Here is a 20,271-nt window from a genome sequence, read left to right as displayed (position 1 = left end):
TTCGGGCAACCGCACACGCTCTCCGCCCGCCGGGTCCGCTACCGGGGGACTACAAGCCCTGCCTGGGCTGAGCCGCCGCCCCCGGGCCCGGACGGAGCCCGGGGCGGCGCAGCCGCAGTACGGGCTCCGCGCCGCGCTCCTGCTCGACCAGGGACGGATCGAGGTCGGCGCAGACGATTCCCTGTGCGTCCCGGTCGGCGAGCGCGACGACCTCGCCGCGGGGGTTCACGATCATCGAGGCCCCGCACCAGCCGCGGCCCGCTGCGTTGGCCGCCAGGACGTATGCGCCGTTGTCCTGCGCGCGGGCGCGGGTGCGCAGGTTGCGAAGGTACTCGTGCCCGGTCCCGATCAGGGAGGAGATCGCCAGCACTCCCGCACCGGCGAGAGCGAGGTCGAGCGCGATCTCGGGAAATCCGTGCTCGAAACAGACCATCTGGCCCACCGGCAGCGGAAGGCCCGGCAGGGAGACGGGACTCGCGGCCACGTCCCCCGACCGCAGTCCGTGCGCGGTCTCCTGCTCGGTGAGCGTCGTCTTGCGGTGCACCGCCGCGACCGCCCCGCCGGAGAGGACGACGGAGGTGCTGTAGAGCAGTCCGTCCGAGCGCTCCAGCTCGCCCATCACCACGGAGATCCCGTGGAGTTCACAGGTGCGCGCCAGGTCGGTGAAGACCTCGCCGTGGATGTCCGAGCCTCCGCCGGGGGCTCCTTCGGCCACCCACGCACGGTCGTATCCGCTCAGGCTGTACTCGGGGAGGACGAGCAGGCGCGCTCCGCGGTCCGCGGCCGAGACGATCAACTCCCGTACGGCGGACAGGTTCTCCTCCGTCCCGCCGGGCACGGGAGCGAACTGGCCGACCGCGGCGCGCACGGTCTCCGCAGGCCCTCCGGCGCCGCCGGCGATCGCGGTCCGCACCTCGTCGTTGTGCTGGCCGAGCGCCGGCGGCGGTGTGCGGACGGGCGCGGGACGGCCGTCCACGCGGAGCGGCGAGCGTATCTGGGGCGAGCCCGTCGAGACGTCGACGAGCCGGTCGCGGACGAGGGGATCGGCGAAGACCTCGGCGAGGGAGTTGACAGGGGAGGCTGGAACCCCGGCAGCGCGCAGCAGATCCAGCCAGTGGTCCCGCGGGTGCTGTCCGAGTGCACGCTCCAGGATGTTCTTCAGCTCGGCGCGGTGCGCGACGCGGTCGGTGTTGGTGACGAAGCGCGGGTCCTCGGCGAGCCCGGGGAGACCGAGCACGCGGGCGAGCCGCGCGAACTGCCGGTCGGTGCCCACGCCCATCGCGACGGGGCCGTCGGCCGCCGCGAACGTCTCGTACGGGACGATACTCGGGTGCGCGTTGCCGAGCCGCTGCGGTTCGCGGCCGGTGGCCAGATAGCCGGACGCCTGGTTGGCCAGGGAGCCGACCACGGCGTCCAGCAACGACACTTCGACGTGGCTGCCGCGCCCCGTCTCGTCCCGCCGGTGCAGCGCCGCGAGCATGCCGGCGGTGGCGTACAGCCCTGCGAGGAGGTCGGCGACGGCGACGCCTGTCTTGGTCGGGTCGCCGCCCTGCGGCCCGGTGACGGCCATCAGCCCGCCCATCGCCTGGGCGAGGAAGTCGAACCCGGGCACACCGGCCCAGTCCGTGTCGCTGCCGTACCCGGTGATGGTGCAGGTGACGACGCGGGGGTTGGCGGCGGAGACGGTCCGGTGGTCGAGCCCGAAGCGCTCCATCCTGCCCGGCAGGAAGTTGTCGACGACGACGTCCGCCGCGGCGGCGAGGGTCTGCGCGGTCACGCGCGCTTCCGGGTCGGTGAGGTCGAGCGTGACGGAGCGCTTGTTGCGGTTGACGCCGGTGAAGTACGCGGCGGTGCCGTCGTCGGTGAACGGCGGGCCCCAGCGGCGCGTCTCGTCGCCCTGCGGGCTTTCGACCTTGAGCACGTCGGCGCCCAGGTCGGCAAGCTGCATCGTGGCGAACGGGCCGGCGAGGATGCGGCTGAGGTCGAGGATCCGCAGCCCTGCCAACGGGCCCTTGCCGGCGGGGCTTTGAGGCCACGCTCCCCGTGCGCCGTGCTCAGAGCCGTTCATCGTCCTCCTTCGGGGGTGCGAGCACGTTGTCCGCGAAGTACAGCTCGTCCGCGGCGCGGCTCGCCCTGCGGCTGCGCTCGGGGTCGAGCAGCGCCACGCGGGCGACGAGCACTTCGAGCAGCGCCATGATCCCGGTGAGGCCCAGTCGCGGCCCGGCGGTCTCCGTCTGCGCGGTGAGTATGTGGTCGGCGGGCACGGCGGCAGGGGCGACGGGGCTGTCGGTGATGGCCACAGCCGTGACCCCGTCGGTGCGCAGGGCGTGTTCGAGGGTCTGCACGGTGGCCTTGAGGTAGCGCCACATGCTGATGCCGATCACCACGTCGCCGTCCCGGACCGGCGCGATGCCCGGTGCCGCGTCGCCGGCGCCGGTGGTGAGCACCGCTCGCAGACCGATGATCTGGAGGGAGGAGGCCAGGTACTGTCCCGGCCCGCTGGAGACCCCTCCCGCGGCGACCACCACCAGGTTCGCCCCGGACACCGCCCGCGCCGCCGACTCCAGGGCCTCGTGGTCGAGGTTCTGCAGGGTTGCGGTGACGTTGTTCGCGGCGACCTCGAAGACGCGTTCGGTGAGCTGTTCGGCAGGGGTCTCCAGGGTGGCCACGCGGTCCGCGAACGTACGCCGCTGGTTGACGTTCCGCTTCACCTCCTGGTGGAGCTCGCGCCAGCCGTCGTAGCCGAGGTTCTGGCACGTGCGTACGACCGTCGCGGTGTCCACCCCGGTGTGCCGCGCCACTTCGGCCGCGGAGGCGAAAGCGACGAACGCGGGGTCACGGGCGAGGAATTGGGCGACGACCTGCTGTTTCGGCGGCAGGTTGGCGAAGTTGAGGCCGAGGGCCTCGGCAAGGGTCCGGGCGGAGGTCATGCCAAATCCTCCATCACTCGGCGGGCCCGGCGGCGGGACCGCGGATCGAGAACGTCACGGAGCGCGTCGCCGAAGACGTTGACGGCGAGCACGACCGCGAAGATGGCAAGCCCCGGCAGCGTCGCGAGCCACCAGGCGCTGGTGATGTACGCCCTGCCGTCCGCGAGCATGCTGCCCCAACTGGCCTGCGAGGCGTCGGCACCGAGCCCGAGGAAGGAGAGCGACGCCTCCATCACGATGACCACTCCCAGCTCCAGAGTCGCGATGACGAGCACCGGAGCGAGCACGTTGGGGAGGATGTGGCGGACCATGACGGAGACATGGGACGCCCCCAACCCCCGTGCGGAGAGCACGTATTCACGCTCACGCAGGGACAGCGCCTCGCCGCGGATCAGCCGCGCGTACACCACCCAGCCGGTGACGATCAGGGCGAGGACGACGTTGCGCAGCCCCGGCCCGAGGATGGCCACGATGGCGATGGCCAGCAGCAGGAACGGGAACGCCAGCCACGCGTCGACGACCCGCATGAAGAGGGAGTCGACGGCACCTCCCAGGTAGCCGCTGATCAGCCCGACCGTCACACCGATCACCACGGAGGCGACGACTGCCGTGAAGCCGACGACGAGCGAGACCTGGCTGCCGTGCAGCAGCCGGGAGAGCACGTCGCGGCCCAGCACATCGGTGCCGAGGAGGTGTTCGGGGGAGAGCGGCGGCAGGAGGCGCGATCCCAGCTCCTGTGCGTTCGGGTCGTGCGGTGCCAGCAGCGGCGCGGCCAGCCCGACGAGAACGAACGCGACCAGGACCGCAAGGGCCGAGGTGGCGGCCCAGGACCGGCCGAGCCGGACGTGGAGCCGCCGCGGCGCGCCGAGCACCTTCCCCTTCCCCGGCCCGGGCGGGGCCTTCCGGGCGTGGACCGTGGTTCGTGTGGCAGTCATGCCGCCGCCCTCCCGCGCTTCACGCGCGGGTCCAGCCACGCGTGGATCAGGTCGGTCACCAGATTGACCAGGGTGAACATCACCGCGAGCACCAGCACGGAGCCCTGCACGACGGGGTAGTCGCGCGCGCGGATCGCCTCGATGATCAGCCGCCCGACCCCCGGCCAGGAGAACACCGTCTCGACGACGATCGCCCCGCCCAGCAGGGTGCCGATGCGGACACCCATCACCGTGACGGTCGCCGGAAGCGCGTTGCGCAGCATGTGCCGTATCACCCGGTGCGACGAGAGGCCACGGGCGTGCAGGGCCTCCACGAAGTCCTGGCCCTTGACCTCCAGCAGCCCCGAGCGCAGGACCCGTACGAGCGTCGCCGCGATCGCCGCCCCCAGCGCCACGGCCGGCATCACAAGATGCGCGAGTGCGGACCGCAGCGCCGCCATGTTGCCCTGGAGCAGCGCATCCAGAGTCACCAGTCCCGTCATCTGCCGCAGCCCCGTGCCCAGATCGAGGCGGCCGCTGGAGGGCAGCACGTTCCAGGTCACGGCGAAGAGCAGGATGAGCATGATGCCCAGCCAGAAACTCGGCATCGAGATGCCGAACAGCGCCGCCGCGCTGCCGCCGCGGTCCCAGAAGCTTCCCTGCCGCTGCGCCGAGACGACGGCCACCGGGACGGCGATGAGCACCGCCACCAGCAGCGCGGCGAGGGTCAGTTCGACCGTCGCGGGCAGCGTGGCGGCCAGCTCCGACCAGACCGGCACGTCCCGGCGGACGGAGGTGCCCAGGTCGCCCTGCACGGCACCTCCGGCGAACTCGGCGTACTGCGCCGGCAGCGGCCGGTCCAGTCCCAGGCTCTTCCGGTACTGGTCCTTCTGCGCGGCGGTGACGTTCTCACCGGCGTACAGGGCGTCGACCGGGTCGCCCGGCGTGAGGTGGATGAGCGAGAAGACGATCAGGGACACACCGAACAGCACGACGGCGGTCTGCCCGGCACGCCTCAGGATGTACGACAGCAAGGTGGCGTACCTCTCTTCCGGAGCGCGGACGTGGGCGAGGGTGCGCACGTCCGCGCGGCCATGGATCCGGTCACGGTGCCAGCGTCGTCTTCGCGACCTCGAAACGGCCGATGGACGACGGCGTGAAGCCCTGCACCCGCTCGGAAACCCCGTAGATCTCCTGAGGGTTGAGCAGCGGCGCCCAGGGCGCGTCGCGCATCACGATCTTCGTCGCGTCGGCGTAGATCTGCTCGCGCTTCTCCTGGTCGGCCTCCTCGCGCGCCTGCTTGATCAGACCGTCCAGCTCCTTGTCCTCGTACGCGGTGTAGACGGCGTCCTCACGGGCGGGAGACCAGAAGTGACGGGCGAAGATGACGTCCGCGTCGCCTTCCGCGACGCCCCAGGAGGACAGGTGGGCCTGGCTGGCGCCGCTCTCGATGCGCTTTGCGAAGGCCTGTTCCTCCAGGACCCGGACCGACGCCTTCAGCCCTGCCTTCTCCAGCTGGCCGGCGACGGCCTGCGCGAGCGTCTTGTCCGCTTCCACGGCGTCGATGCGCACGGGGGTTCCGGACGCGTCCGCCAGTTCCTTCTTCGCGGCCGCCGCGTCGTGGCCCACGCCCTTGAAGTCCTCGTCGTACCCCTTCATTTCGGGGAAGGCGGGCTGGTCGAGGGGACGGGCGTTGCCCTGGTAGAGCGAGGTGACGAGAGCTTCGCGGTCGACTGCCCGGTTCACGGCGACACGGTTGCCACGGTCGTCGAAGGGCTTCTCGGTGACGTTCATGGCGAGGTAGAAGATGCGGGTGCCGTCCGCCTTGGCCGCCTTCACGTCGCCGGTGAGTTCCTTCGCCTGGTCCGGGGGTATCTCCGCCGCGATGTCCGCGTCACCGGACTTGAGGGCGGCTATCCGTGCCGACACCTCGGGCACCGGGCGGAAGACGACCCGGCCGACCTCGGGGGCGCCGTCCCAGTACTTGCGGTTGGCTTCGAGGGTGATCCGCTCGTTGGGCTGCCAGTCCTTGAAGGTGAACGGGCCGGTGCCCACGGGCTTTGCGGCGAACTTCTTGTCGCCCACCTTCTCGACGTAGCCGGGCGGGACGATCTCGTTCACCGAGAGTCCGGCCAGCAGGGTGGGCGCGGGCTCCTTCGTGCGGATCTCCACGTGCTGCGGGTCTTCGACCCGGATCCCGGAGATCACCGACAGCATGTCCGCGCGCGGCGAGCCCTGCTTCTCGTCCAGCACCCGCTCCAGGCTGTACTTGACGGCATCGGCGTCGAACTTCTCGCCGTTGTGGAACGTGACGCCCTTCCGGAGGGTGAACTTCCAGGTCCTGGAGTCGGTCTGCTTCCAGGACGCGGCCAGCTCGGGCACCGGCTTGAGGTCGCCGTCCTGACCGACCAGCGCGTTGAACACGTTGCGGATGACGGCCTGGTTGGTGCGGTCGCGGTGCATCGCGGGGTCCATCGTGCTGATGTCCGCCGTGGTCGCGACCGTCAGGGTGCCGTTCTTCTTGCCGCCGCCGTCCCCGGCCGCGTCCTTGTCGTAGCTTGTTCCGCCCGAGCAGGCGGCAGTGGCCAGCAGCGCGCCGGCGACGACGGGGAGGGCGGTCTTCCGGACGGCGGAGCGGGACTTCGGTGACTTACGGCTGTGAAGCATGATCTTCCTCCAGCGATCGGAGCGGTGCGCGGTGACGGCGGCGACGCGGGTCTGCCACCGGCACCGCGTCGAGCAGCAGCCGCGTGTGCGGGTGCCGCGGGTTGCTGTAGACCTCCGCGGGAGAGCCCTCCTCCAGCAGTTCGCCGGAGCGCATCACGGCGACGCGATCGCAGAACTGCTCGACGACGGCGAGGTCGTGTGCGATGAAGAGGTACGTGAGGCCGAGTTGCTGCTGAAGCCTCGTCAGCAGGGTCAGGATCTGGGCCTGGATGGAGACGTCGAGGGCCGATACGGGTTCGTCCAGCACGATCAGGTCGGGCTCCACGGCGAGCGCGCGGGCGATGCCGATGCGCTGCCGCTGGCCACCGGAGAACTCGTGCGGGTACCGGTCGACCGCGTCGGCCCGCAGCCCGCACTGTTCAAGAAGCTCCACGGCCCGCTCGCGCCGCCGGGCGGGCGGGACGAGACCGTGGATGCGCATGCCCTCCGCCACCAGCGAGCCCACCTTCCAGCGGGGGTTGAGGGAGGCGAAGGGGTCCTGGAAGACCATCTGCACCCGTCTGCGGAAGGCGGTCAGCCGGGCGCCCCGCGCACGCAGAACGTCCTCGCCCTCCAGCAGCACCCGACCGCTGTCGGCGGAGGCGAGCCTGCAGACGACGCGCGCGGTGGTCGACTTCCCGGAGCCGGACTCGCCGACGAGACCGAAGGTGCTGCCCCGCCGGACGGTGAACGAGACGCCGTTCACCGCGCGCGTCGCGGAACCCCGGGCGAGCAGCCCCCGGCCGGCGCCGTAGGTCTTCACGAGGTCGCGGACCTCGAGGATCGCGGTCGTGTCCGCGGTCGTGTCCGCGGTCGTGTCCGCGTTCATGGTGAGGCCTCCAGTGAGTGAAGGCAGCGGTGCCGCCGCTCGTCGAGCACGCGCTCGGCGGGTACGCCGTCGAGGCAGTCGTCGGCGGCCCGCACGCACCGGGGCGCGAACGGGCAGGAGTCCAGCCGGCCGACGACCTGCAAGGGGGTTCCCGGGATCGCCTCGAACGGAGTCGGGTCGCCCAGGCGCGGCAGCGCCCTCAGCAGCGCCCGCGTGTACGGGTGCCGCGGTTCGTCGAAGAGGGGGAGCGCGGGCCCCGCCTCGGCGACGATTCCTCCGTAGAACACGGCCACTTGGTCGCAGGTCTCCGCGACGACGGCGAGGTCGTGCGTGATCAGTACGACGGCGGCGGCGCGCTGTTCGCAGATGGACGAGAGCAGATCCAGGACCTCGCCCTGCACGGTGACGTCCAGGGCGGTGGTCGGCTCGTCCGCGATGATCAGATCCGGGTCGGCGATCAGGGCCGTGGCTATCACCACACGCTGCCGCTGACCGCCCGACAGCTGATGGGGATAGCGGTCGAGGCATTCCCGCGGTCGCGGAATGCGGACCTCGTTGAGCAATTCGGCCGCCCGTTCACGCGCCCGCGCCCGGCTCATCGGGCGGTGCGCGAGCAGCGCTTCGACGAGCTGGTCGCCGACCGTGTACACGGGGTCGAGGGCGGCCAGCGCGTCCTGGAAGACCAGGCCGATCTCACCGCCGCGCAGCGCGCGCAGCCTCCGGGCTCCGGCGCCGACCAGCTCCTCACCGCGGAAGGTGATGCTGCCGCTGACGCGGGCGTGCGAGGGCAGCAGGCCCAGTACGGCGCGCGCGGTGACGCTCTTGCCCGAGCCGGACTCGCCCACGATGCCGAGGAATTCGCCCGGTCTGACGCAGAAGCCGGCGTCGGTCACCGCCCGCACCCGGCCGAACTGCACGCTCAGCCCGCTCACTTCGAGCAGCGGCGCCTCGGTTCCGGTCCCTCCGGGCGCCGGTGATCCGGGTGCTGGTGCGGGTCCGGGTCCGGGTCCGCTCCTGGCTGCCGGCCTGTGCGGCACCTCGATCGCCTCCACTGTCAGGGCACTTCGACGTCGAAGAGCGGCGGGTAGCACTGGGAGCCGAACGGGTCCGGCTCTCCCGCCGAACCGGCCGGGGACCTGCGGCGGATCGTGAACTTGATGGCCTGGCCCGGCTCGTACACGACGAAGGAGGTCACGCGCTCGGGGGCGACCCGGTACAGCTCGGCGACGGTCGCCGGCGACAGGGCGCCGGAGTCGACCGTGCGCCGGAAGTTGCCGGTGTCGCGGAAGATCACATCGAAGGTGATGTGGTCCACGCCCGCGTTCTTCGACCTGATGGTCGAGGCGAGTTCGGAGAGCTTCATCGGGCCACCGCCTGCTGCTTGCCGACTGTCGTGATCTCTGTGCGGAAGAGCCCCATCGCCTCGACCGGCTCCGTGCCGGGGAGGTCGAGGGCGAGGGTGTGGTTGAGCGTCCACTCGTAGGCGGGCCGGCCGCGCAGTACCTCGTCCGAGAAGAACGACGCCCCGCCGGCCGTGCCTTTGACGTCGGGAAGCCGTGCGTAGAACAGGTTGCGGGCGGCGAGGGTGCAGACTTCCTCGGCGGCCTCGGGGGTCGCGGCGACCGCCTCCACGACGATGCCGACCTCGTGGCCCTCCACGAGGGGGGCGGGTTCGAGGTGGCCCATCACCCCGTCGCGGCCGTAGACGTGGAAGTGGACCGCGTAGCCGCGTTCCTCGGGGGTGCCGTACCGCTCGGCCAGTTTCATGCGGCTCCACGCGATGACGTCGTCGAGCCTGGAGAGGGTGTACGGATCCCGGATTCCCATGATCGACAGGGCTCGCTCGCCGGTACGGCCCGAGCCCTCGATCTTGACGGCGTACGTCTGCGACGGACGCCAGACCGCCCCGGTGACCCGCGTGCGGCGCTCGTCGGTCTGCTCGAAGTGCAGGTCGTGCATGTCGAGATGGCCGCCGGGGACGTACTCGGCGTAGGGGTCCACGCGCTCGTACATGCCGTGGCTGGCCACCGACGCCGGAGTGCACCGCTGCTGCGGATGCATGGGTTCCAGCGTCACGCCGTCGGCGTCCACCTCTCCGATCACGGACTCCTTGCCCATGAACGGCTCGGCGCAGAACGACGCGCACTCCAGGAGCTTGCCCGCGAGGAGTGCCGGGCCGCGGGGTATGCCGCCGCGGCTCTCCGCGACCGCCGCGAAGAGGGCCGAGTCGCAGGCGCGTCCGGTGACGACGACATCGGCACCCGCGTCCAGCGCTGCCCTGATCGGCTCCACCCCCATCACGGCGACGGCGCGGTCCGTGCGGGCGAGCGTCTCGTCGTCGGCGTCCGGGCGGCCGTTGAGGCCCTGGACCGGCACGCCCGCGGCGAGCGCTTCGCCGAGGCGGGCGACGTCGACGCCGGATCTGATCGCAGCCAGCCGGAAGGGAGCCAGGTCCCGCTCGGCGGCGATCTCGGAGATGAGGCGCACATAGAGGTCCACGCCGCGGTCCGACCCGGTGTCGGAGGCGGAACCGATGACGAGCGGCACGTCGAGCTCGCGGGCGGCGGTGAGGCAGAGCCGGAGGTCGTGGCGCTGCCATTCCTCGGGGCTGTGGGCGAGGTCGGCGCCGAGCGGATAGGGGCCGATGTCCGCCGATCCGGAGTCGGCGACTATCGCGTCGGGCCGGGCCTGCACGCCGGCGTGGAAACTTCCCGGTTCGATGGGGGTGAAGCCGAGATGCCCCGTCGGGGACATGATGCGCATGAGTGCTCCTGACGTACGGGATGCCTGGCTGTGGGTGCTGTGGAGGTGCCTGCGGCGTATGCGCGCCGTACGCCTTGGAGGGGAAAGCTAATGCAACAAGACTTGCATGACTAGATGTCTGCGCAGATTGCATTGCAAGTTGTGCGCCAGGGTCCTGGGCAAGATTCGTTGCGGACGCGGTGCGTGCACAGAGAAGGGCCCCGCCGGATCCCGGAGGGGATCGGGCGGGGCCCTTGCGAACTACCGTCCGGCGACTGCCGGATGACGCACGGTCAGAGGTCGAAGACCTCCTGGATCAGCTGCTGCTGCTCCTCCTGGTGCCGCTTGCCGGAGCCGACCGCGGGGGAGGAGGACGACGGGCGCGAGACCCGGCGCAGCCGGTCGGCGTTGGGGACCGGCTCGGAGCCGATGATCAGGTCCAGGTGGTCCACCAGGTTGAGCGCGATGAACGGCCACGCACCCTGGTTGGCCGGCTCCTCCTGAGCCCAGACGAACTTCTCCGCGCCGCTGTAGCGCGCCATCTCGCCCTGGATCTCCTTGCCGGGCAGCGGGTAGAGCCGCTCGAGCCGGATGATGGCGGTGTCCTTCAGACCCCGCTTCTGCCGCTCGGCGTCCAGGTCGTAGTAGACCTTGCCGGAGCAGAAGACGACCTTGCGCACGTCGGAGGGGTCGACCGAGTTGTCGCCGATGACCGGCCGGAAGCCGCCCTCGGTGAACTCCGCCGTCTTCGACGCCGCCGCCTTCAGCCGGAGCATCGACTTCGGCGTGAAGACCACCAGCGGCTTGTGGTGCGGGTTGTGGACCTGCCAGCGCAGCAGGTGGAAATAGTTCGACGGCAGAGACGGCATGGCGACCGTCATGCTGTTCTGCGCGCACAGCTGGAGGAACCGCTCGATGCGGGCCGAGGAGTGGTCCGGGCCCTGGCCCTCGTAGCCGTGCGGCAGCAGCAGCGTCACACCGGAGGTCTGGTTCCACTTCTGCTCGGCGGAAGTGATGAACTCGTCGATGACCGTCTGCGCGCCGTTGGCGAAGTCGCCGAACTGCGCCTCCCACATCACCAGCGCCTCGGGACGCGCCAGCGAGTAGCCGTACTCGAAGCCCATCGCCGCGTACTCGCTCAGCAGCGAGTCGTAGACGTTGAAGCGGGCCTGGTCGTCCGCCAGGTACAGCAGCGGCGTGTAGTCGTTGCCGGTGTTCTGGTCGAGCAGCACCGCGTGCCGCTGCCCGAACGTGCCGCGGCGGGAGTCCTGACCGGACAGCCGGACCGGCGTGCCCTCCATCAGCAGCGAGCCGATGGCCAGGGTCTCGCCCATGCCCCAGTCGATCGTGTCGTCCTCGATCATCGCCGCGCGCCGCTGGAGCTGCGGAAGCAGCCGCGGGTGGACGGTGACCTGATCGGGGATGTTGACCTGGGACTCGGCGATCCGCTTGACGACCTCCTGGCCGACACCGGTCTCGATGTGGACCGGGAACTCGGCCTCGGGCTGCGGGACTTCGGCCGGGGCGGGGGCGTTCGCGGCGTCCCGCACCTCGGTGAAGACCTTCTCCAGCTGGCCCTGGAAGTCCTGCAGCGCCTGCTCGGCCTCCTCCAGCGTGATGTCGCCGCGGCCGATGAGGGACTCGGTGTAGAGCTTGCGCACCGAGCGCTTCTTGTCGACCAGGTTGTACATCAGCGGCTGCGTGAACTGCGGGTTGTCGGTCTCGTTGTGACCGCGGCGCCGGTAGCAGATCAGGTCGATGACGACGTCCTTGTTGAACGCCTGCCGGTACTCGAAGGCCAGCCGCGCCACACGGACGACGGCCTCCGGGTCGTCGCCGTTGACGTGGAAGATCGGCGCCTCGATCATCCGGGCCACGTCGGTGGAGTACATCGACGAGCGCGCCGACTCGGGAGCGGCGGTGAAGCCGACCTGGTTGTTGACGATGATGTGGACCGTGCCGCCGGTGCGGTAGCCGCGCAGCTGCGACATGTTCAGCGTCTCCGCCACGACACCCTGGCCCGCGAAGGCGGCGTCCCCGTGCAGCTGCACGGGCAGAACCGTGAAGTCCGTGCCGCCCTTGCCGATGATGTCCTGCTTGGCGCGCGCGACACCCTCGACGATCGGGTCGACGGCCTCCAGGTGGGAGGGGTTCGCGGTCAGCGAGACCGTGATCTGCTCACCGTCGAGACCGGTGAAGGTGCCCTCGGCGCCCAGGTGGTACTTCACGTCACCGGAGCCGTGCATGGACTTCGGGTCGAGGTTGCCCTCGAACTCGCGGAAGATCTGCGCGTAGGACTTGCCGACGATGTTGGCCAGCACGTTCAGCCGGCCGCGGTGGGCCATGCCGATCACGCACTCGTCCAGACGGGCCTCGGCGGCCGCGTCCAGAACGGCGTCCAGCATCGGGATGACGGACTCGCCGCCCTCCAGCGAGAAGCGCTTCTGGCCCACGTACTTGGTCTGCAGGAACGTCTCGAACGCCTCGGCCGCGTTCAGCCGGCGCAGGATGCGCAGCTGCTCGTCACGCTCCGGCTTGGAGTGCGGACGCTCGACCCGGTCCTGGATCCACTTGCGCTCCTTCGGGTCCTGGATGTGCATGTACTCGATGCCGGTGGTGCGGCAGTACGAGTCGCGCAGCACGCCCAGGATGTCGCGCAGCTTCATCATCGACTTGTTGGCGAAGCCGCCGACGGCGAAGTCCCGCTCCAGGTCCCACAGCGTGAGCCCGTGCTCGGTGATGTCCAGGTCGGGGTGCTTGCGCTGCTTGTACTCCAGCGGGTCGGTGTCGGCCATGATGTGGCCGCGCACCCGGTAGGAGTGGATCAGGTCGAAGACGCGGGCGGCCTTGGTGACGTCGTCGTCGTGAGAGGCGTCGATGTCCTGGTTCCAGCGCACCGGCTCGTACGGGATGCGCAGCGCCTTGAAGATCTCGTCGTAGAAGCGCTCCTCACCGAGCAGCAGCTTGCTGACGATGCGCAGGAAGTCGCCGGAGGCGGCGCCCTGGATGACCCGGTGGTCGTAGGTGCTGGTCAGCGTCATCACCTTGGAGACACCGAGCCGGTTGAGGGTGTCCTGCGAGGTGCCCTGGAACTCGGCCGGGTACTCCATCGCGCCCACACCGAGGATCAGGCCCTGGCCGGGCATCAGCCGCGGCACGGAGTGGACGGTGCCGATGCCGCCGGGGTTGGTGAGGGAGCAGGTGACGCCGGAGAAGTCCTCCATCGTCAGCTTGTTGTTGCGGGCCCGGCGGACGATGTCCTCGTAGGCCTGCCAGAACTCGAAGAAGGTGAGCGTCTCGGCCTTCTTGATGGCGGCGACGACGAGCTGGCGGTCGCCGTTCGGCTTCACCAGGTCGATCGCGAGGCCCAGGTTGACGTGGTCGGGCTTGACCAGCGTCGGCTTGCCGTCCTTCTCCGTGTAGGAGTAGTTCATCGACGGCATCGCCTTGAGCGCCTGCACCATGGCGTAGCCGATCAGGTGCGTGAAGGACACCTTGCCGCCGCGGGCGCGCTTGAGGTGATTGTTGATGACGATGCGGTTGTCGAAGAGCAGCTTCACCGGGACGGCGCGCACCGAGGTGGCGGTCGGAAGCTCCAGCGAGGCGTTCATGTTCTTCGCGACGGCTGCGGACGGGCCGCGCATCGGCACGTATTCCGGAGCGGAGGGCTGCTCGGCCCCTCCGCCGCCCTGCGCGGGCTTCCCCTCCGCGGGCTTGGCCGGCGCGCTCCCCTCGGCCTTCCGGCCCTGAGCGGGCTTGGCAGGCGCCTGCTTGGCGGGTGCCTGCTTCGCCGGCGCCTTGCTCTGCGCGGGCTTCGCCTCCGCCGGCTTTGCTTCCGCGGGCTTCGGCTGTGCGGCCTTGGCGGGCGCGGCGGCCTCGGCGGGCTTCGCCGGAGCGGCGTGCGCGGGACCGGCGGCCACTCCCGAGGTGCCGGCTGCGGCGTCCGGCGGAGTGGTCGGGGCTGCCGCGGGCTCTCCCACGGCTCCCGTGGCCTCGGCGCCCGGCTTGTAATCGGCGAAGAAGTCCCACCAGGCTCGGTCTACCGAGTTCGGGTCCTGGAGGTACTGCTGGTAGATCTCGTCGACGAGCCACTCGTTTGGCCCGAACACGGCGGCGGGATCGCTTCCCTGACCGTCCTGCTGGGTCGAGACGCTCGAGCTTTCGGGGGACTGTGACGACACGGCGGCAACCGCCCTCTTCCGCGTTCCTTAGATGGTGGACAGCGGGAACAAAGGCTACGCCTCCACCCGCATGACTTGCAGTCCAGCCCCGGTTGTCGTCACGGAAGTCACATCTCGGGCCCGGTTTCGGCGCATGACGCGATGGGAAACAACCGAGGTTCGCCGCACAGTGGAACTGCCCGCCCGGGCTGTGCGTCCCACTGTGCGGGTGGCGCTCGTCCGCCCCGCTCTCCCTGCTCGCCCCCGCCTTCGAGGCTACGTCAGCCCTGCGCCTCCTCCACGCCCGGAAGCGTGACCTGGATGCGGCAGCCGCGAGGCGACTCGGCGACCCTGATCCAGCCCCCGTGCAGGTCGACGGCCCAGCGTGCGATGGCCAGGCCGAGCCCGGTGCCGCCGTCGCCCGCGCCGCGCTGCGACGAGGCCTCGGCGGCCTTGGTGCGGTTGAAGCGCTCGAAGACGTGTGCGCGCTCCGACTCGGGGATGCCGGGGCCCTCGTCGAGCACCTCCACCTCGAGGCTCTCCGGCGTCGCTCCCGGGCGTGCGCGGACCGTGACGCGCCCGTGCGGCGGGCTGTGCTTGACGGCGTTGTCGATGAGGTTGGCGACGACCTGATGCAGGCGCTCCGCGTCCGCATAGGCCGTCAGTTCGGGCGGGGAGACGTCGAGGTGCAGATGGACGTCCGTACGCGAATGTCCCTGCCCCTTGCTCATGTTGGCTTCCTTGAGCACCCCCGCCAGATACGGCCACACCTCGAAGCGGCGCGAGTGCAGCGGGACGACACCGTTGTCCAGGCGGGACAGGTCGAGCAGGTGCTCCACGAGCCGGCCCAGCCGGTCCGTCTGCTGGAGGGCGATGCGCATCGTCTCGGGGTCGGAGTCGGAGACCCCGTCCACGACGTTCTCCAGCACGGCCCGCAGCGCCGCGATGGGCGTGCGCAGCTCGTGCGAGACGTTGGCGACGAGCTCCTTGCGGTGCTGGTCGACGGCCTCCAGGTCGGCGGCCATCTGGTTGAAGGTCTCGGCGAGTTCGCCGAACTCGTCCCTCCGGTCGCCGCGCACGCGCCGCGAGTAGTCGCCGTCGGCCATGGCCCGGGCGGCGTCCGTCATCTCGTCCAGCGGGGCGGTCAGCGACTGCGCCACGAACTGGGTGATCAGCAGCGAGGCGATGATCGAAATGATGGTGATCACACGCAGCTCGGTCGCCGAGTTGACCGCGAAGAGCGCGAGCAGCGTGGTGATCACCACAGAAACGATCACCAGCGCGCCCAGCGCCGCCTTCACCGAGCGGTACGGGTCGAGCGGGCGCAGCCCTTCCCAGAGCCGGTCCAGCCAGCCCACCCACACCGGCTCCCAGCGCCTGCGCAGGCGCTGGTTCAGGCGCCCCAGGGCGCGCAGCCCGCGCCCCAGGAACCTCCCGGTGGCGCGGACCGTGGTGCGCGGGACGCGGACCGCCCGGCGCGCGGACGACGTATCAGGTACATCTGTCACGTCGCGGCGCCGCCCGTCAGGAGCCGTCCGCGGCTGCCGGGTAACCGGCGCCGCCCTCCGCGCCGGAGGCCGCGTTCGCCGAGTTCGACCCCGACGAGGGCGTCTCGAGCGCGTAGCCCACGCCGTGCACCGTACGGATGCGCTCCGCGCCGATCTTGCGGCGCAGGGCCTTGATGTGACTGTCGACGGTGCGTGTGCCGGAGGCGTCCGCCCAGTCCCACACCTCGGCCAGCAGCTGCTCGCGGGAGAGCACGGCCCGCGGTGAGTGCGCCAGGCAGACCAGCAGGTCGAACTCGGTGGGCGTGAGGTGCACGTCCTCACCGGTGACCCGGACCCGGCGCTGCGAGTGATCGATCTCCAGCTCGCCGAGGCGGAGTATGCCGCTGCGCGGTGTGTGCGCGGCGAGAGTGGCGCGCTCGACGCGGCGCAGCAGTACGTGCACCCGGGCGGCGACCTCGCGCATCGAGAACGGCTTCGTCATGTAGTCGTCCGCGCCGACGCCGAGCCCGACGAGCATGTCGGTCTCGTCGTCACGTGCCGTGAGCATCAGCACGGGCACCGGACGCTGGGACTGCACCCTCCGGCAGACCTCCAGCCCGTCGAAGCCGGGCAGCATCACGTCGAGCACGATCAGGTCGGGCTGCCAGGCCTCGGCCGTGTCGACGGCGGCGGGGCCGTCGCCGGCCGTCTGCACCTGGAATCCCTCGGCGCGCAGCCGCATCGCGATGGCGTCCACGATGGTCGGATCGTCCTCGACGACCAGAATTCTGCGCTGCGCGCCAGGGGTCGTCGACGCGGACGCGTTGTTGCTTTGTGTCGGTGTGATGTTCTTCTGGTCCATTCGACCCCGCCCCTGCAATGGCCCCGTGGCTTGTTTGTGTGCGTGCTTGCAGCAGCGTAAGGGGATCGTGTCGGCTGCGGCTATGCCGGTTTGGTTGCGAAGTGGACCACGTCGGGGACGCCTCGGGCGACGGGGATCTCATCTGTGCGAACTCGTTTGAATCCGGCATTCCGCAATGCTTCCTCGAATGTCGGGGAGGCCTGCGCCGACCACACGGCCAGTACGCCGCCGGGCGCCAGGCTCGCACGGCACGCCGCGAGCCCCCCGGAGGAGTAGAGCGTGCCGTTGCCGTCGGTGACGGTCCAGTCCGGGCCGTTGTCGATGTCCAGGCACAGCACGTCGAACGGCTGCGTGCGGACGGCGTCCCGGCCGAGGTGATCCAGAAGGTCCGCGTGCACGATCTCCGTGCGGGGGTCGCGCAGCGCTCTTCCCGACAGCCGCGAGAGAGGGCCGTCCTGCCGGTGCCAGTCGATCACGGCCTGCTCGCGCTCCACGACGGTGATGCGGCCCCACGCCGGCTCGTCCGCCGCCTCCGCGAGCGAGAAGCCGACGCCGAGCCCGCCGACGAGCAGCCGGGGCGGTTCGCGGCGCAGTCCGCGGTGCGGTCCGCGGCGCAGCTCCTCCAGCGCCGCCCGCACGAGCAGGCGCTCGGAGCGTCCGTCGGAGGTGTCCATGAGGAAGGTGCCGTTGGCGATGATCTGGAGCAGCTGCCCGTGCTGCCGCAGCACGACCTCGCCGTGCGGGCCGTCGCGGCGGTCGAGGACGACGGGCTGCCCGTCGCCGGGGCCGGCCCCGGGGCCGGGGTCGGGGCCGGACACGGCGACACCGTTGGTCCCGGCCCCGGTATGACCGCCGGGGCCGGCGGTGTTGTGAGAGGTGCTGTGGCTGTGCGGCTGGGGCATGCGCCCATCCTGCCGCGTGGCGGCGCGGCCGTGCCGCGGCGGTGATCGCTGGTGGCGAACACGGCCGCCACCGTGGAACATCCGGGGCCGGGCGAGCATTGAGTGGGCATAGCTCAACTTGCCTGCCGAGGGAGAGATCATGGCTTCGACGTCCACACCGCTCACCCTGCCCGTGCTGCCCCTCGATGACGAGGTGGTGCTCCCGGGAATGGTGGTGCCGCTGGACCTGTCCGACAGCGAGGTGCGGGGGGCGGTGGAAGCCGCTCGGGCCGCCGCCGGCAAGGGGGAGAAGCCCGAGGTGCTGCTCGTGCCCCGGGTGGAGGGCCGCTACGGGGAGATCGGTGTGCTCGGCCGTGTCGAACAGGTCGGACGCCTGGCCGACGGCGATCCGGGAGCCCTCATCCGCGGCCGGCAGCGGGTGCGCGTCGGCTCCGGCACGAGCGGCCCCGGCGAGGCCCTGTGGACGGAGGGCGTGCTCATCGAGGAGCCCGATTCCGCCGGTGCCCCCGCAGAGACCGGAGACAGGGGGGCGAACGACGGTGCCGGTGCCGCCACGGCCGAGCTGATGACCGAGTACAAGGCGCTCGCCACCGACTGGCTCCGCAAGCGCGGCGCATGGCAGATCGTGGACCGGCTCCAGCAGATCGACGACCCCGGCCGTCTCGCCGACAACGCCGGATACTCGCCGTTCCTGTCCACCGAGCAGAAGATCACGCTCCTGGAGACCCTCGATCCGCTGGAACGGCTCCGCTTCGCGGTGCGGACGCTGCGCGACCAGCTCGCCGAGCAGGACGTGGCCGAGTCGATCGCCAAGGACGTCCAGGAAGGCGTCGACAAGCAGCAGCGCGAGTTCCTGCTGCGCCGCCAGCTCGACGCCGTACGCAAGGAACTCGCCGAACTGAACGGCGACCCCGAGGACGAGGGCGAGGACTACCGCGCCCGCGTCGAGGCCGCGAACCTGCCCGAGCACGTGCACAAGGCCGCGCTCAAGGAGCTGGAGAAGCTGGAGCGCGCCTCCGACCAGTCCCCCGAGGGCGGCTGGATCCGCACCTGGCTCGACACCGTCCTGGAGCTGCCCTGGAACGAGCGCACCGAGGACGCCTATGACATCGGCGGCGCCCAGGCCGTACTGGACGCCGACCACGCCGGCCTGCAGGACGTCAAGGAGCGCATCACCGAGTACCTCGCGGTGCGCAAGCGGCGCGAGGAGCGCGGCCTCGGCGTCGTCGGCGGCCGCCGCGGGGGCGCGGTGCTGGCGCTGGTCGGGCCGCCCGGCGTCGGCAAGACCTCGCTCGGCGAATCCGTCGCGCGGGCGATGGGGCGCAAGTTCGTCCGTGTCGCCCTCGGCGGTGTGCGCGACGAGGCGGAGATCCGCGGTCACCGGCGTACGTACGTCGGCGCGCTGCCGGGCCGCATCGTGCGTGCCGTGAAGGAGGCCGGCTCGATGAACCCCGTCGTGCTCCTGGACGAGGTGGACAAGCTCGGCGCCGACTTCAGGGGCGACCCGTCGTCGGCTCTGCTGGAGGTGCTGGACCCGGCGCAGAACCACACCTTCAGGGACCACTACCTGGAGGTCGAACTCGACCTCTCCGACGTGGTCTTCCTCGCCACCGCCAACGTCATGGAGGCGATCCCGGAGGCGCTGCTGGACCGCATGGAGCTCGTCCAGCTCGACGGATACACCGAGGACGAGAAGGTCACCATCGCCCGCGACCACCTGCTGCCCCGCCAGCTGGAGCGGACCGGACTCGCGGCCGACGAGGTCCTGCTGGAGGACGGCGCGCTGCGCAGGCTCGCCGGCGAGTACACGCGGGAGGCGGGCGTGCGGAACCTGGAGCGTTCGGTCGCCCGGGTGCTGCGCAAGGTCGCGGCCCAGCACGAACTGGGCGAGCGCGAGCTGCCCTTCACCGTCGGTGCGGACGAGCTGCGCGCGCTGATCGGGCGGCCGCACCACACCCCCGAGTCCGCGCAGGACCCGGCGGAGCGGCGTACGTCCGTGCCGGGTGTGGCGACCGGGCTCGCGGTCACCGGCGCGGGCGGTGACGTGCTCTTCGTGGAGGCGTCACTGGCAGACCCGGAGACAGGCGGCTCCGGGCTGACCCTCACCGGTCAGCTCGGTGACGTGATGAAGGAGTCCGCGCACATCGCCCTGTCGTATCTGCGCTCACGCGGCGCGGAGCTGGAACTGCCGGTCGCGGACCTGAAGGATCGCGGAATCCACCTGCACGTGCCGGCGGGCGCCGTTCCCAAGGACGGTCCCAGCGCGGGCATCACCATGACCACCGCGCTGGCGTCGCTGCTGAGCGGCCGTCAGGTGCGCACGGACGTGGCGATGACCGGCGAGGTCTCGCTGACCGGCCGGGTGCTGCCCATCGGCGGCGTCAAGCAGAAGCTGCTCGCGGCGCACCGCGCCGGCGTCACGACGGTCGTGATCCCCAAGCGGAACGAGCCCGACCTGGACGACGTGCCGGAAGAGGTGCTGGCGGGACTGGACGTGCGTCCGCTCTCCGACATCCGCCAGGTGCTGGAACTGGCCCTGACACCGGCCGAGTCCGGTTGCCCCGCTGCCGGGCGGGAGTTCCCCGTGGCGGCCTGAACCGCCGCCGCAAGCCCGGCCCCGTCCGCCCGCCGCGCCGGCGTCCTCCGCCGGCGCGGCGACGCGCGACCGGCTCCGCCCCGGGCAGGAGCACCACGAAGCCGGGCGGGAGCTGAGCTGCGGGGAGTCCGCGGCGGATCCGC

Annotated in this window: 14 protein-coding genes; 1 reads left to right on the top strand and 13 read right to left on the bottom strand. The window is 71.0% G+C overall.

Annotated elements, in window-relative coordinates; genetic code table 11:
- Positions 1-49: 49 nt before the first annotated feature.
- From H180DRAFT_RS30945 to H180DRAFT_RS12310, 13 genes are all read right to left on the bottom strand, one after another.
- Complete coding sequence (locus H180DRAFT_RS30945; RefSeq protein WP_079100061.1) at positions 50-2,068, bottom strand: CoA transferase; 2,019 nt, start codon at positions 2,066-2,068, stop codon at positions 50-52.
- Positions 2,055-2,930, bottom strand: a complete 876-nt coding sequence (locus tag H180DRAFT_RS12365; RefSeq protein WP_055486081.1) for a MurR/RpiR family transcriptional regulator — start codon at positions 2,928-2,930, stop codon at positions 2,055-2,057. The genes H180DRAFT_RS30945 and H180DRAFT_RS12365 overlap by 14 nt, the downstream gene beginning before the upstream one ends.
- Entirely contained in the window at positions 2,927-3,865 is a 939-nt protein-coding gene (locus H180DRAFT_RS12360; RefSeq protein WP_055486080.1) for an ABC transporter permease, read from the bottom strand. The genes H180DRAFT_RS12365 and H180DRAFT_RS12360 overlap by 4 nt, the downstream gene beginning before the upstream one ends.
- Entirely contained in the window at positions 3,862-4,878 is a 1,017-nt protein-coding gene (locus H180DRAFT_RS12355) for an ABC transporter permease (RefSeq protein ID WP_055486221.1), read from the bottom strand. The genes H180DRAFT_RS12360 and H180DRAFT_RS12355 overlap by 4 nt, the downstream gene beginning before the upstream one ends.
- Positions 4,879-4,948: 70 nt before the next feature.
- Positions 4,949-6,511 carry an ABC transporter substrate-binding protein gene (locus H180DRAFT_RS12350; protein WP_055486079.1) on the bottom strand — a complete coding sequence of 521 codons (1,563 nt, stop codon included), beginning with the start codon at positions 6,509-6,511 and terminating at the stop codon, positions 4,949-4,951.
- On the bottom strand, positions 6,495-7,379 hold the full coding sequence (locus H180DRAFT_RS12345; protein WP_055486078.1) for an ABC transporter ATP-binding protein: 885 nt from the start codon (positions 7,377-7,379) through the stop codon (positions 6,495-6,497). Before H180DRAFT_RS12345 ends, H180DRAFT_RS12350 begins: the two co-directional genes overlap by 17 nt.
- A complete protein-coding gene (locus tag H180DRAFT_RS12340; RefSeq protein ID WP_074466764.1) occupies positions 7,376-8,311 on the bottom strand; it encodes an ABC transporter ATP-binding protein in 936 nt (311 codons plus the stop codon). The genes H180DRAFT_RS12345 and H180DRAFT_RS12340 overlap by 4 nt, the downstream gene beginning before the upstream one ends.
- Positions 8,312-8,433: 122 nt before the next feature.
- Positions 8,434-8,742, bottom strand: coding sequence for a DUF4387 domain-containing protein (locus tag H180DRAFT_RS12335; protein WP_055486077.1), 309 nt, complete (start codon positions 8,740-8,742; stop codon positions 8,434-8,436).
- A complete protein-coding gene (locus H180DRAFT_RS12330; RefSeq protein ID WP_055486076.1) occupies positions 8,739-10,142 on the bottom strand; it encodes an acyclic terpene utilization AtuA family protein in 1,404 nt (467 codons plus the stop codon). The genes H180DRAFT_RS12335 and H180DRAFT_RS12330 overlap by 4 nt, the downstream gene beginning before the upstream one ends.
- Before the next feature lie 272 nt (positions 10,143-10,414).
- Positions 10,415-14,302, bottom strand: a complete 3,888-nt coding sequence (locus H180DRAFT_RS12325; RefSeq protein WP_055486075.1) for a multifunctional oxoglutarate decarboxylase/oxoglutarate dehydrogenase thiamine pyrophosphate-binding subunit/dihydrolipoyllysine-residue succinyltransferase subunit — start codon at positions 14,300-14,302, stop codon at positions 10,415-10,417.
- Positions 14,303-14,562: 260 nt separating this feature from the next.
- A complete protein-coding gene (locus tag H180DRAFT_RS12320; RefSeq protein ID WP_254666009.1) occupies positions 14,563-15,645 on the bottom strand; it encodes a HAMP domain-containing sensor histidine kinase in 1,083 nt (360 codons plus the stop codon).
- A gap of 160 nt (positions 15,646-15,805) precedes the next feature.
- A complete protein-coding gene (locus H180DRAFT_RS12315) occupies positions 15,806-16,630 on the bottom strand; it encodes a response regulator transcription factor (RefSeq protein WP_055486074.1) in 825 nt (274 codons plus the stop codon).
- Positions 16,631-16,710: 80 nt separating this feature from the next.
- Positions 16,711-17,532 carry a spermidine synthase family protein gene (locus H180DRAFT_RS12310; RefSeq protein ID WP_254665998.1) on the bottom strand — a complete coding sequence of 274 codons (822 nt, stop codon included), beginning with the start codon at positions 17,530-17,532 and terminating at the stop codon, positions 16,711-16,713.
- Between the two features lie 139 nt (positions 17,533-17,671).
- On the opposite strand from H180DRAFT_RS12310, the gene lon reads away from it, so the two are divergent.
- Positions 17,672-20,128 carry an endopeptidase La gene (lon, locus tag H180DRAFT_RS12305; protein ID WP_055486073.1) on the top strand — a complete coding sequence of 819 codons (2,457 nt, stop codon included), beginning with the start codon at positions 17,672-17,674 and terminating at the stop codon, positions 20,126-20,128.
- The last annotated feature ends 143 nt before the right edge of the window (positions 20,129-20,271 follow it).

This window comes from Streptomyces sp. WMMB 322, assembly GCF_900090145.1.
Taxonomy (GTDB): domain Bacteria; phylum Actinomycetota; class Actinomycetes; order Streptomycetales; family Streptomycetaceae; genus Streptomyces.
This window is presented reverse-complemented; position numbering and strand designations above follow the sequence as displayed.

What these genes read in the sequence shown, in the direction of transcription:
- H180DRAFT_RS12315 (WP_055486074.1), bottom strand. Translation starts at nt 16,630, where the DNA reads ATGGACCAGAAGAACATCACACCGACACAAAGCAACAACGCGTCCGCG.
- lon (WP_055486073.1), top strand. Translation starts at nt 17,672, where the DNA reads ATGGCTTCGACGTCCACACCGCTCACCCTGCCCGTGCTGCCCCTCGAT.
- H180DRAFT_RS12365 (WP_055486081.1), bottom strand. Translation starts at nt 2,930, where the DNA reads ATGACCTCCGCCCGGACCCTTGCCGAGGCCCTCGGCCTCAACTTCGCC.
- H180DRAFT_RS30945 (WP_079100061.1), bottom strand. Translation starts at nt 2,068, where the DNA reads ATGAACGGCTCTGAGCACGGCGCACGGGGAGCGTGGCCTCAAAGCCCC.
- H180DRAFT_RS12310 (WP_254665998.1), bottom strand. Translation starts at nt 17,532, where the DNA reads ATGCCCCAGCCGCACAGCCACAGCACCTCTCACAACACCGCCGGCCCC.
- H180DRAFT_RS12330 (WP_055486076.1), bottom strand. Translation starts at nt 10,142, where the DNA reads ATGCGCATCATGTCCCCGACGGGGCATCTCGGCTTCACCCCCATCGAA.
- H180DRAFT_RS12335 (WP_055486077.1), bottom strand. Translation starts at nt 8,742, where the DNA reads ATGAAGCTCTCCGAACTCGCCTCGACCATCAGGTCGAAGAACGCGGGC.
- H180DRAFT_RS12345 (WP_055486078.1), bottom strand. Translation starts at nt 7,379, where the DNA reads ATGAACGCGGACACGACCGCGGACACGACCGCGGACACGACCGCGATC.
- H180DRAFT_RS12350 (WP_055486079.1), bottom strand. Translation starts at nt 6,511, where the DNA reads ATGCTTCACAGCCGTAAGTCACCGAAGTCCCGCTCCGCCGTCCGGAAG.
- H180DRAFT_RS12360 (WP_055486080.1), bottom strand. Translation starts at nt 3,865, where the DNA reads ATGACTGCCACACGAACCACGGTCCACGCCCGGAAGGCCCCGCCCGGG.